This window comes from Polyangium fumosum (assembly GCF_005144585.1).
Lineage (GTDB): Bacteria > Myxococcota_A > Polyangia > Polyangiales > Polyangiaceae > Polyangium > Polyangium fumosum.
In genome coordinates this window covers 147,458-159,684 of the sequence record NZ_SSMQ01000015.1, presented here as the reverse complement: position 1 = coordinate 159,684, position 12,227 = coordinate 147,458, and the positions used below count along the sequence as shown (strand labels likewise).

The following is a 12,227-nucleotide window of genomic DNA, read 5'->3' as shown; positions in this document are numbered from 1 at the left end:
GGGGGGCAGCGCGGGGGCGCTCAGGGGTCGAACTTTGAACGGTGCTTGAGATTAGAACCCGTCGCGATCGCTCGCCGCCAGCAAAATCGAGAGCCCGCGCTTCGGCGCGCCATTGATGTCCGGGGGCATCTGCCGCAAGACATCGAGCACCGCCGCCCACAATCCGCGCGCCCCGGCGGCGGACAGCAGCGGACCGTTGCGATAGGAGCGCATGCCCTTGCTGATCGCCATGAACGCGCGATGCGCCCCGGCGAGGTCGCCGGCCTCGGCTATCACCGAAACGACATCCTGGAGCGCGATGTCCGGATAACCCTCGCCGCGCGCCGCCTCGATCGCCTGGTCCAAAAGCGCGGCGCTGACCTCCACGAGCCCGCCGCGCGACGCGATCCCTGCCATGCGCTGGACCGACTTGCGGTCCTCGGGCATGACCTCGCGGGCGCGCGTGAACCAGTCGTTCCATTCCGGATGCGTCGGGTCGAGCGCGCCGAGCACGCCCACACGCACCTCGTGTATCTCGGGCTCCGTGGGCCCGACCTTTTCGAGCTTCGTCGCCACGTCGAGCCGCCCGAGCGTCGCCGCGGCGGCGGCGAGGTGCCGCAAAAAATCGCGGTTCCATTGCTTGCGCAGCTTCGGCGCCGCCTTGACGATCGTCGGGAGGTGCTTTTCGGCCCGCTCCGGCGCCACGCGCGCGAGCCCCAGCAAGAACTCCGCGCAGCTCGCGTATTTCGGCACGAGCTCCTTGGCGATCGCCGCTTCGGCGCGCGCCACCTCGCCGGCGGCCACCATTTCCGTGACGAGCCGGAGGCGCGCCCGGGTGGTCGAGAGCCCGTCGAATTCGCCGATCCACGCGTTCGCCTCGTCCCACGCCTTCCGCGCGAGGAGCCGCGTGAGCCCGCGGTCGAGCAGCTCGAATTCGTTGTGCGCGTCGCGCGCCTTCATCCGCGAAACGAGGTGCGATAACTCCTCCGTCGACGCGCGCGGGCAGATGGCCGAGAAGGCGGGCCTCGTCTCGGTCCACGACGGTTTTTCTTCGCCGTCGGCGAGCATGTCGATGGCCTCGCGGATCCGTCCGACCGCGCAGAGCGCTTCGGCGACCACACGGCGATTCTCGCCCGGGTTGTCCTCGGGCTCGACGGTGGCGATCGCCAACGAAAGGAGCTTCTCGCCGCGGTCCGTCTCGCCGAGCAGCACCCAGCCCGCGCCCATCATCGCCCGCGCCGGCAATGGATTCCGCTGCTTGGCCTCCTTTTTCGTCAAGAGCTTCTCGGCCTCACCGAGCCAGCGGCGCAGCGCGGCCGTCTGCGCGTCGGTCAGCGGCGGGCCCTTGCGCCACGCGAGCGCGGCCACCACGGCCTCGGCGCGGGCCAGGGCCGCAAACCACGGGTTCTTCCAGGCCGACCAGCCGCCGGTGCCGTCGAGCGCCGCCGCGGCGCGATCGAACAGGCCGAGCGCCATCGTCCGCTCGGCCAAGGTTCGCCGGTACTCGGATTCGAAGTGGGGGTTGTCGAACTTCTTGACGGCCTCCTCGACGAGCGCCGCGATGTCGTCGATCGAGCCCCCTTCCATCGGCCATTTCGACTTCGGCGTCCGCGCGGGCGCCGTGCCCTTCTTGCCGAACTTGCGCTTGAATGAAGCCGGCGCCGCCGGATCGGCCGCCGCCGCCGCCGCGTCCGGCCACACCTTCGCCTCGCCCCAGCGCCACGGCCACGCCCATTTGTGATCGATGACCCACGCGATCTTGGCGTCGACCTCGGCCACGCTGGCGCTCGCGTCGGGGGGGCCGATCACCACGCCTTCGGGCAAGGCCGCGGCCACCCGCTCGTGGTCGAGCGGGAACGCCGGGTTCCAATCCCAGGTCGATCCGAAATCGTCGCCGCCCACCAAAAGCGGGCTCTCGCCGCTCGCCTCGACCGCCGGGCGGAACCGGCCGATCTCCGCCCCGTCGTGATCACGCAAGAAAGCCAGCCCCTTCGACGTGAGGCTGACGAGCACGCCGTCCCCATAGGACACCCCGCCGCTCGGCTCGGCGATATCGAGCACGCGCGCGGGCGTCTCGCCGAGCTCCCACACTTGCAGCCGTCCGCCCGCCGAGATGGCCGCCGCGCGGCCGTCGGGGCGCCACGAGAAGCCGTACGTCTCGTCGTCGGTCCCCGGCGCCGGCACGTCGGGGCTATAACGATACGTGCCGCGATCGTAAAGGAAGATCCCCGGGTCGGCGCCCCACTTGTTCTCCGGTTGCACGATCGCGGCGAGCCGCGCGCCGTCGCGCGTGTACATCAACGACGCGGCGCCGACGTGCATCGGCAGCTTCCCATTGGGCAATCCCGTGCGCGCGTCGTAATAGACGATGCCGGCCGGGTGCATCGCGAATTCGCTGCCGTCGGGCGAGAACGAGACGGGCGGATGCGCCTTTTGCTTCCACAAGATCTTCCCGGTCTTCGCGTCGAGGGCGAAGACCTGCGACGGCCCGCTGGAGCCGATGATGCGATCGGGGTGCGACCAATCGATGCCGCTCATCGGCTGAAGGCGTGGCTCGGAGTTCGGGTCGTTCGGGTCGCTGCGGCCGATCGATTCGCACCAGCGCGGCTGCGGCCGCCGGCCGACGAGCGGCACGATCGCCCCGAGCGCCATGTTCGGGCCCCAGCAGGCGATGTAGACGTCGCGGCTGTTCGACGACCACGCCCACGACGGCGGCCGGTTCCATCCGTCGGTCACGTAGGCGCACGAATCGGGCTCGCCGGACTTGCCGAACGGGTCGAAGCTGCCGACCCCATTCGTATCGAACGCGAGGCCGACGCGCTTGCCGTCGGGGCGCCATTGAATACATCCGCCGTAATCGGGCCAGCCGACCCCGCCGCGCACGCGTAGCATGTTCACGCAGCGCCCGGCGCGCACGTCCCAGATCTGCAAGACGCCGCCGCGATCGTAATCGTCGCCGACCCACGAGCCAGTGGCGAGGAAACGCCCGTCGGGCGAGAGGTCGCATTCGCTGACCTCGACGTCGTGCCCGTGCGCATGCCCCAGCGTCGCCTGCGGCCGGAGGCGCGCCGTCGCGGCCCGGTGAGCCGCCGTGATCCCGTGCGTGGCCTCGTGGGCGTACAAGACCTCGCGCAGCGCCGGCAGATCGCGGTCGGCCTCGAAATCGTCCCACGGCAGCGACTCGATCGCGGCGGCGAGCGCCGGTCCGGGCGCCTTCGGATCGAGCGCCGAAAACCCCGACGCCGCCGCGCGCGCCTTTGCCGGTTTTTTGCTCTTCCCGGCGAGCAGCGCCATCAGCTCGTCCTCGCCGAGGACGGTGACGCCGAGGCGGCCGGCGGCGTCGATTTTGCTGCCGGCCTTCTCGCCCGCGAAGAGGATGTGCGTGGATTTGCCGACGCTGCCGCCGATCTTGGCGCCGAGCGCCGCGAGCTTTTTCTCCGCCTCGGCGCGCTTCAACTTCGAGAAGGTGCCGGTGAGGACGACGGTCTTGTCGCGTACGTCGAGGGACATGGGTGATGGATGTACACGTTTTCGCGCGTACCGTCCATCCTCGCATGGTGATGCTTGCGTTCTTTAGCATGATGTGCTGTAGGGTTCGGTACTGTCTCGTCCTGGAACTCCACCGTGTGATGTTTGTTAGATCATACGCGAAGTTCGCAAGTCAACCCTCGGGAGCCTCCCTGGCAAAGCTTGGGGGGCTCCACGATACATTGAAATGAGCTTGCCAATGACCCCTTCGGCCGTTCGTATTCTGCACTTCGACCTCTCCCAGCAGATCCGCCGTTCGACCCGCGCGATGCCTGGGCCCTTGTCCTTCCATGCGGGCTCGCGCTCCTTCACCCTCCAGCCGCACACGCCCGCCACGCGCGCGGCGGCCCGCCGGAACAATGCAGCCCTGGCGCTGCTACCGGCGGCCCAGGAGGCGTGCATCTCGCATTTCGTCGAGGTCCCCGAGGATATCTTCTCCACCCAGCGCTTGACCCATCTCAGGGTCACCATGCCGAGTGAAGATCCGGCCATCTACCTGCCGGAGCTTCTCTGGGTCAGCTTCCACCTCCCGAAAGCCTATCGGCTGCGGCACCTTCAAAATCGCCTAGCGAAGAGCGGCGATGCCGGTGTCCCGTCCACCTTGGCGGCCTATGGCGTCGATGCCCTGCCGCGCGGCGATGCGGAGCAGATCTTGCGAGATCTCGGCGACTTCGCGACCCCCCTGGACGTCGCGAAGACGCTGGTCTTCCATTGCCCCGAACTCGCCTCGTACGACCCCTTCACCGCGACGATCGTGATGGAGGATCATATCGCGTCCGACGCGAACAGCCTGGCGCTGAACCAGCTCGTAAACGAGATCGGCGCGCAGGGACAAAACGGCTGGGCCCAGATCACCGCCTCGACCGACAGCGCCGGCAAACCGATGACCTTCGGCTTCGATCTCGGCGATCGCAAGGCCGGCGAGCAGGTGCTGATCTACCAGCTCACGCAGCGCACCTCGGTGGCGCTCAAGTCGCCCATCGCCAATGCGCTGCGCAGCGCGAGCGACGACCCCCGCCTCCAGGGCCGTAGCTGGTCGGTCCAGTCCGGCGTCACGGCGTTCAACCAGCCGGAGGGTCGCGCCGCGCGCGTGCGTAGCCAGCGCGGGGGGCTGCAATGGACGCTGGAAGATGTCACGCCGAACAGCGGCCTCACCTCCGACGTCGGCTCGATCGCGTTCAACAACACCGCGCGTACCCTCTCGCTCGACGTCAAGAATCACTTTCTGCGCACCCTCAGCGCCTTTGCCCAGTTCTTCGATGTCGAGGGGAACGTGATCCGCAACCCGAGCGGCTGGACGAGCCAATTGCCCGGCGATGAGCGGCGTCAGTACGATACGGACAGCAAGAAGTACCTGGAGAACATCTCGCCCGTCAACGCGATCATGGGCATTCCGCTACCGGGTACCGCGACGGGGTTGAACATTCCATTTCCCGATGAGGCTGCGTCGGTGAAGCTGCTGTTCGGCGGGCTGGGCATCAGCCGATGGGATGCCGACGTGGACACCTTGGGCACGATCCTGACCGCCATCTTCGGCTATGGCGTGCCCATGATGTGTCTGCTCGCTGGCGCGATGGTGTCGGATACAAAATGGTATCACGACCTGCTGCTGGACGTTGCGATCCAGCTCAGAGCGATAGCGATCGGCAAGCTGGTGATGGGGGAGAGCCTGATCGAGTTCTTGCTTGACCCACAGGGTTTGCTTTTGCTCTTTGCCAATTCGATGGGCGGGATCCTGGTGGCGAAGGGTATGGAGAAGCTGGCCGTGAAGCTCGCGAGCCGCATCGTCGCAGCGGAGCTCCTCAACGCGATCCCGTTCGCCGGCTGGGTGAACTTGGGGGCCAGCATCGCGGTGACGTCGCTGCTCTTGGGCGTCACCACCGCGCACATCCTGTCCTCGCCTGCCACGCTGGAGCTCCACGTCAAGCGCACGATGGATCTGCGGGTGGTGCTGACGCCCGACCCGAACCACGGCGAGGCCGGCAAGCCCGAGACGGCGGTCTGGCCAGCGCTCAGCGCCCGTTACCACATCACGGTCCAGTACCTCGGCGGCACCTATTTCGTGAAAGAGGGCGCCATGCCCAGGACGACCTCGAGCACGCCCATCGACGTGACCTTCGAGGGGCTGCCGGCCGGCGGCGAACTCCGGGTCATCGCCGGGATCTATTCGGCGAATGGCTGGCTGTGTGGGGGCTGGCAGAGCGAGACGGTGCAGGCCCTACCGCCGGGAAACAGCAGCGCCCTGGAGGTAGCTGGAGCGATCAAGGAGAGCCTGGTCCCGCTGACGAGCGACACGCAGTACATCTACAAAGAAAAGATCGCCTACGATGCGTCGCAGGGCCACGTCTGGCGCACCGGTGGCTTGCCCACCGCGACGCAGGCCAATCTGAGCGCGGGCAACATCGGCAAGAACCTCTCCAGGCTGGTCTGCCTGACCATCAACCAGCCAGCCTCCCAGATCGGTTATGCCTGGAGGGCGTCGGGCCAGAACCTGCCGCTGCTCGGCGCGGGCACGACCCCGGAGAGCGTACAGATGTACGCCTTCCAGAACCTTTCGGTCCTGGAAGAGCCGGAAGACCGCATGAAGTTCGTCAACCGCGGGATGGTGGAGCAGCCCGTGGTGGCGTACGATATGTTCACCAAGCTGCCCGCGAGCAGCGGCGCAGCGATAAGCCAGCGCAACTTCTATGTGGATGCGCGCTACGGGCGCTACCACCTGCGCCAGATCGTATTGAGCGACGGGAGCCGCACGATCGACCTGACCGCAAACCAGGGAAGCTGGGGGCGCTTTCCGCTGGAGCACCTGGATGACCTCGTGATCCATCCGAGTGGTTATGCGATCGGCTTGAACACGGTGCAGAGCAAGCTGATGCTGATCCAGCTCCCGGAAGCGGCGCAGCCGGATGCCCAGGCCCCGGTGGCCCATGTGCTGAGCGGCGTGGGGAGCCGCATGGGGCTGCTGAACGCGCCATGCGCGCTCTCGGTGACGCCGGATGGTCGCATCCTGATCCTCGAGAAGTACAACAAGCGCATTCAGGCGTTCGACACGGCCGGGAACCCCGTGCCCTGCTTCGATGGCGACCAGCTAGCCATCTTCCCGTCGGCATCATTGCTGGCCGCTCTGGACGCTGGCGTGTTCTCGGATGCATTGCAAGCCCAATTCCAGGCGAATAAACTGAGCCACCGCTGCGATCTGGCGCTGGCCTGGCAGGCGACCCTCGACCGCGCCGTGATGACCGACGCGCTGCGCGAGGCATTCCAGGCCGAGGGCGTGCTGCTGACCCATAGCCCCGAGCGGCCCGACGATCCGAGCGTCAACGCCCGAATCGAGGTGAAGACGGCCGGCGCGTCCTGGCGCGTCATCGACGCGGGGCAATCTCGCGCCTATGCGATCACACGCGGCAGCAGCTCGCTTGTGGTCTTCGATGAACTGCGCGACGTGACCATCGACGTGCGCGAAGTCGGCGAGCGATGGATCATCACCGATCACACCAGCGGCCAGGCCTACCACTTGCAGGCCCTCAGCCAGACACAGATCCGGGTCCTTGCGTACCAGCCGTTCATGAATCTGCAAGGCCCAGCCAATACCACGTACGTCGATGTGGCGGTCGAGTCCATGGGCTACATCTATGTTCTCTCGCACGTCGACAAGGGCCATGCGCCGCAGGACTACATGCTCGATGTCTACGAACCGAACGGCGCTCACCTGACCCGCGTAGCCCCCAATCACCGCGGTGAGCCCATGTGCGCCGCGCGAATCGTGGTGGACCTGTGGCGCAGCCTGTATGCCCTGAACTACGAGACGTTTGCTGGCCCCGGCGGGCGCACCGAGCCGACGGTCAGCCACTGGACCCCCACCGCGCCCGGCGGCGAGACGCGGATGCTGAGGCCCGGCCGTACTTGAACGCCGCGTGATGGTTCGTTGACGTGACCATCCATGAAAGGAGCATCGATAATGAAACGCCTGATTTTTGCTGGCAAGGTTGCACTCCACAATCCTACCCATGGCTACCTGCAGATGCATGTTGAAGGGGTGGCGGGTCGGTACGTCGTCAACGGGGGCCGTGAGATCAATGAAAGGTCCACCTTCTGTCGCTACTACGATCGCGACAATCCAGATCGTTGGTACATTTCCTCTCCGGTCTATGGCCTTTTCTGGAAGTTCCAACCAGCGGGGAGTGAACAGCTCATCGCAGCATTCGACGACGAGCCCAACGAGTCATTCGCTCTGTTGCCCATTCCTGGCGATGCAGAGGGCAGAGTGCATATCATACATAAAGACGGAGATGTCTTCTTCACGCATGGGGCCTTCGCACCCCCCAACCAACACCTCGCAGTAGCACCGTTGCGTTCACCGGTTCCGTTTACCGTGATTTCGGTCACGGCAGGCTTCGACGAACTCCGGAATTATGACGAGGAATTGTGGATCAATGCCGACCTGAGCGGCGTCGACTTCAGGGGCTTCGCGGATCTGCTGGTGGCTTTGAGGTTGGATCCCTCGGGTTGGCGGGGAACCAACCTGCGCATGGCCAACTTCTCCGGGATCGACATGCGCCCCATCCATCTCCCTTCGGACGTATACTTCCCGGAGGCCAGGCTGGTAGACACCATCTTCGACGGCCGCTCTCTCCGGGACGCGAACCTGGACGGGGCCCATCTCATCGGAGCCTCGCTGCAACAGGTCGATCTGAGCAACGCTTCGATGATGCGCACCATCTTCAATGGTGCCAACCTGAGTGGGGCGCAGTTCGCCAAGAGGCCAAAGTTCTCGCACGATCCGGTGAACGATACCCCGATGGGTCTGATGGACAGAACCCAGTTCGCCGGGGCCACCCTGACGGCCCCCTTCTTCGAGGATTGGTCGTACCTGAATATGAGGCAAGCGAATCTCCGATTCGCAGAGGGCGATTCGCGCGACCTGTCGGGTTTGGCGGCCGAAGGCGCCCTCCTGGGTGGAGTCAACCTCAGCAAATGCAACCTGCACGGCGCGCGGTTCACCCGCGGCAATCTGAGCGGCGCGAACCTCGATACGGCGAACCTGACGGAGGCCAACCTGGACAATTGCGACCTGACCGGGGCCACCATGAGCCACGCGGACCTGAGCAGGAGCAGCCTGCAGGAGGCGAGGCTGCGCAAAGCTACGCTGGCGTCGGCGCGCCTGGTCGGGGCGAACTGCAGGGCCGCGCAACTGGGCGCCGCGGAGAGCCTATTCACGTTTCCAGCGCAAATGCGAGCGTTGCTTTCGCGTGGCGATCGGGTCGCCGAGCTGCGCGAGGGCTTCGCGGCGCACGGCGTCGCGCTGGCCGCGTCCGCCCACCTGACGGTGCGTGATCCCGAGCGCACTTGGCTGCTGGCGAGCGACGAGGAGCGCTACCTCCTCAGCCTCGACGAAAGCGGCAGCATCCGGGTGTACCGTTACCTCGGGGTCGACCAGGCCGCGGTGCTCTCCGGGGCCTACATGCCCGATGCGGACTTCAACCATGCCAACCTCTTCGCGGTCAACATGTCCGGCGCACACTGGTACGGCGCGGGCGCCAAGGCCGATTACGCCATCCTGGAGGAGATCGAAGCGTCAAACGCCAACCTCGGCGAGATCAACCTGCAGATGGCCGAATTGCGCGGCGCGAGACTCAGCAATGCCATCCTGGCGAACGCCAATCTGGGTCACGCGAAACTCGGCATCTCCGTGTCGGGTCAACAGTCCTCGCTGGTGCAGGCGCTCCTCGTGGGTGCAAACTGCGCCCTGGCCGACCTCGGCAACGCGGTTCTCCACAATGCCGCGGTCGCTGTCGAAGCGCAGTCCGACGGAGCCCGTCTCAACGGCGTGCCGCTCTTCCACATGGCGACCGATCTCGCCGCGGATCTCGACGAGGGCAAGCTCTCCGAAGGGATCAAGAGCGCCTGCCGGGCCGCCGGCTACCCGCTGGCGGACGACGCAACGATCGAAGTTCGTCGAGCGGGCACCCACTGGGATATCTCCAACGGCAGCAGCAGCGACGTACTGATCGGTCGCGGCTACGCCAACCTGGGAATCCTGCGCAAGAACGACGCCCTGCACGTCTATGGCAGCGCGATATGGATCAAGCGGCTCGGGGGAGGAGGCGGGGCGGTCGAGACCATCACGTTCAGGTACGAGGCCACGAAGCTGAGCGAGCAGGAGTTCAATGCCTCGACGACTTGCCCCAACGGCAGGAACTTGGAAACGAACCAGAGCAGCGGGCTGAGCTGGGAGCAGATGATGACCGCGGACCAGCCGCCCGCCCCGCCCAGTTGCATCCCCGGGCCCGGTCACTGGTGCCCGTGATCAGGTCGTCTGCGTCGGCGTTGCGGTGGTGCTCTCTCGCGTGTCACCGCTTTGCCGCTTGATCCGCCTGGATCCGAGCGCGGGCGTGCGTTCTTCCCAATCCTCCTCGTGAAAGTAATGGGCGACGACCTGAAGGCGCGCGTGGGCGCGTACGAGCAAGGTCGCGAACCGGTTGCGGATCTCCACGGCCTCGGTCGGACCCGTCGAGGGTCTGGGCGGGGCGTCCGCCGGCCGAAGGTTCGCGACGAGCCAGGAGCCGACCTCGGCGGTCTCGTTGATTTGCGCGTCGGTGATGGGCTGTTTGCCGCTGATGGCCGCGGCGTGTTTGCGAAAGAGGGAGGCGAGGGAGACGCAATCCTCTGCGCGATCGCGCAGGCCGCGCCCGGCGGCGATGGCGTCGACCTCGGCCTGGGGGACGATCCCATTCTCGGCGAGCCCCTTGGCGACGGACAGGAGTTTCCCACGCAGGTCACGCGCAAGGGAGAGCTTCGCCTGGACGTGGGATTCACTCGGCGTTTCTTGTTCGGCCGCGAGGGCGGCGTACTTCGTGGCCAGAGCGAGCTCGGGGAGGGCGAGCAGGGAGGCGAGGCTGATCTGGGGTAAGTGGGCGGGGATCACGGCCTGGTGATCGTAAATGACCTTCATTCCGGTCGTGATGTTCACGAGGGCGAGATCCGGGTCGAGGCGATAGGGGAGGACCTCGGAGGCGGGGAGGGCCTTCGCCGCAAGCAGGTGCTTTTCGTAGGCTTTTTGGAGATCAGGGTCGGCCATGAAGGGGGCTCCGGTGAACTTCGAGTGATAAAGTGTGGGGGACTGTACAGGGATCTTTGCCGGAGGCACAAGGGGTTCGGGGGAGGGAAGGCACGTTCAGAACAGGATTTGAGGAGAGGGACGGTGGAGGGAAGGAGGATGAAAGATGGTTTACAAGATGGGACGCAGGAGGGAGGGATGGATGAAAGATGATTTACAAACGAGGAGGGGCGAGGGAAGGGGAGGTGAGACGGGGTTCTGATGGGGAGCGGATGGCGGGGAGGGAAAGCAGAGATGGTCGAGCATCGAGCACGGCCTCGCGGCGATCACGGTGCCGACGATCTTCCGCATCGCGCACGCGCTCGGGCTTTCGCCGCTCTACCTGCTGACGTTCCCGGAGGACGATGCGTGGGCACGCGCCGCAGAGCTGTTCCGCAAGATGCCCGCGCGCGAGGTGGCGAAGGTGCGCCGCGAGCTTGCCAAGCGACGATGACGGCTCTGCCACGTCGAGCCATCGCTTTGCGTCGCGCACCCAGAGGGGCGAGAGCACGACGACGAGCCCTGCGAGGGGAGCGCCGAGACAGCCGAGAGCCGCGCGCAGCTCCAAGGCGAAACGCCCGAATGCGGACGAGGCGCGTCCTTCGCCGGGCGTGGCGCTGGTCGAAGCGTCGGCGCATCCGCAGTGGCATTTGCAGATCGATGGAGGGAGGTGGTAAGGGGACGGATGGCACGGGCCCGCAGGGCTCCGGGCCTATTCGTCGACGACGTAGATGGGACGCCAACTGAAGTCGGTGACGCCTGCATCGAGGAAGATCCGGCGGACCTTGGGGGTGACGAGGAACCAGGGGGACGCGAAGAGGGCTTCACTCACGTCGCCTTCGTAGCGCGTGTCCCCGAACCATTCCCAGGTCACGTTCACGTCGTGGATATCCGCGAGATCGGACGCGCGGTAGACGACGCGGACGGGGATCTCCCAGGGCGTTTCAAAGCCGGTCCGCCTGCAAGAGCATGGATTGTAAGGTTTGATCGCGGTCGAGCGTGGCGACATCGGCGGCATCGTGTGCGCTGCGCAGAGCTGCCGCCATGGAAGCTGCATGTGGCCCCTCTTCGCGAATGCCACGAACACGCCCCGGAACGAGATTCCGGTCGCGCCGCTCTCCGCGAGCACGTTTGCCAGCTTCTCATCGACGAGCATGTCGTCGTACGGGGTCGCGGCGGCGCGCCGGCCTTCGAGGTTGTGGAGGTCTTGGCCGTCGATGATCATCGCGGACGTCTGCCGGGCGCCGGCGCCGCAGCGCTTGCAGGCTTCGGACATGTCGTAGGTCGTGCCCATCCGCGGCCCACCGAAGACCGTGTCGTCGAAGTTGAACCACATAGTGAGCAGCGGCGCCGCTTCGATCTCCTCTTCGGCGAAGCGGTCGGAGCGAATATCCCGCCATTTGGCGCCGCGCTCCTGGAGGAGCGCCAGAAGTTTGGAGAGTCGCTCGTCCCTTACGTCGAGGGTGACCCATACGTCCACCCGCTCCCCGACCGGGGCATCGGCGATCTTTGCGACGTCCGGCCCGCAGCCGATGGATTCGAGGACAGCCCGTGGATCGCCCAGCAGAGCCAACCCATCAAACCAGATCTTCGCTACAGTTATCATCGCTCATGCTCCCTGCCGTAA

Annotated in this window: 6 protein-coding genes; 3 read left to right on the top strand and 3 right to left on the bottom strand. The window is 66.1% G+C overall.

From position 1 onward, the window contains the following. Window positions 1-51: 51 nt before the first annotated feature. A complete protein-coding gene (locus E8A74_RS52325) occupies window positions 52-3,489 on the bottom strand; it encodes a WD40 repeat domain-containing protein (protein WP_170229178.1) in 3,438 nt (1,145 codons plus the stop codon). A gap of 217 nt (window positions 3,490-3,706) precedes the next feature. Between E8A74_RS52325 and E8A74_RS16835 the strand changes: the two genes are divergently transcribed. Together E8A74_RS16835 and E8A74_RS16830 are read left to right on the top strand one after the other, a co-directional pair. Next, window positions 3,707-7,411, top strand: coding sequence for a hypothetical protein (locus E8A74_RS16835; protein ID WP_136930031.1), 3,705 nt, complete (start codon window positions 3,707-3,709; stop codon window positions 7,409-7,411). A gap of 51 nt (window positions 7,412-7,462) precedes the next feature. Continuing rightward, entirely contained in the window at window positions 7,463-9,811 is a 2,349-nt protein-coding gene (locus tag E8A74_RS16830; protein ID WP_170229177.1) for a pentapeptide repeat-containing protein, read from the top strand. Here the strand turns inward: E8A74_RS16830 and E8A74_RS16825 are convergent, their stop codons facing one another. Then, window positions 9,812-10,582, bottom strand: coding sequence for a hypothetical protein (locus E8A74_RS16825; protein ID WP_136930029.1), 771 nt, complete (start codon window positions 10,580-10,582; stop codon window positions 9,812-9,814). Between the two features lie 310 nt (window positions 10,583-10,892). Here E8A74_RS16825 and E8A74_RS52320 point away from each other — a divergent pair, with 310 nt between their 5' ends. Continuing rightward, a complete protein-coding gene (locus tag E8A74_RS52320) occupies window positions 10,893-11,054 on the top strand; it encodes a hypothetical protein (RefSeq protein ID WP_170229176.1) in 162 nt (53 codons plus the stop codon). A 258-nt stretch (window positions 11,055-11,312) separates the two neighbouring features. Here E8A74_RS52320 and E8A74_RS16820 read toward each other — a convergent pair whose 3' ends face one another. Then, window positions 11,313-12,206, bottom strand: a complete 894-nt coding sequence (locus E8A74_RS16820; protein ID WP_136930028.1) for a hypothetical protein — start codon at window positions 12,204-12,206, stop codon at window positions 11,313-11,315. Window positions 12,207-12,227 lie beyond the last annotated feature (21 nt).

Bases quoted from the DNA above. Each gene is read 5' to 3' on its own strand.
- E8A74_RS16835 (WP_136930031.1), top strand. From the start codon at position 3,707: ATGACCCCTTCGGCCGTTCGTATTCTGCACTTCGACCTCTCCCAGCAG.
- E8A74_RS16830 (WP_170229177.1), top strand. From the start codon at position 7,463: ATGAAACGCCTGATTTTTGCTGGCAAGGTTGCACTCCACAATCCTACC.
- E8A74_RS52325 (WP_170229178.1), bottom strand. From the start codon at position 3,489: ATGTCCCTCGACGTACGCGACAAGACCGTCGTCCTCACCGGCACCTTC.
- E8A74_RS16825 (WP_136930029.1), bottom strand. From the start codon at position 10,582: ATGGCCGACCCTGATCTCCAAAAAGCCTACGAAAAGCACCTGCTTGCG.
- E8A74_RS16820 (WP_136930028.1), bottom strand. From the start codon at position 12,206: ATGATAACTGTAGCGAAGATCTGGTTTGATGGGTTGGCTCTGCTGGGC.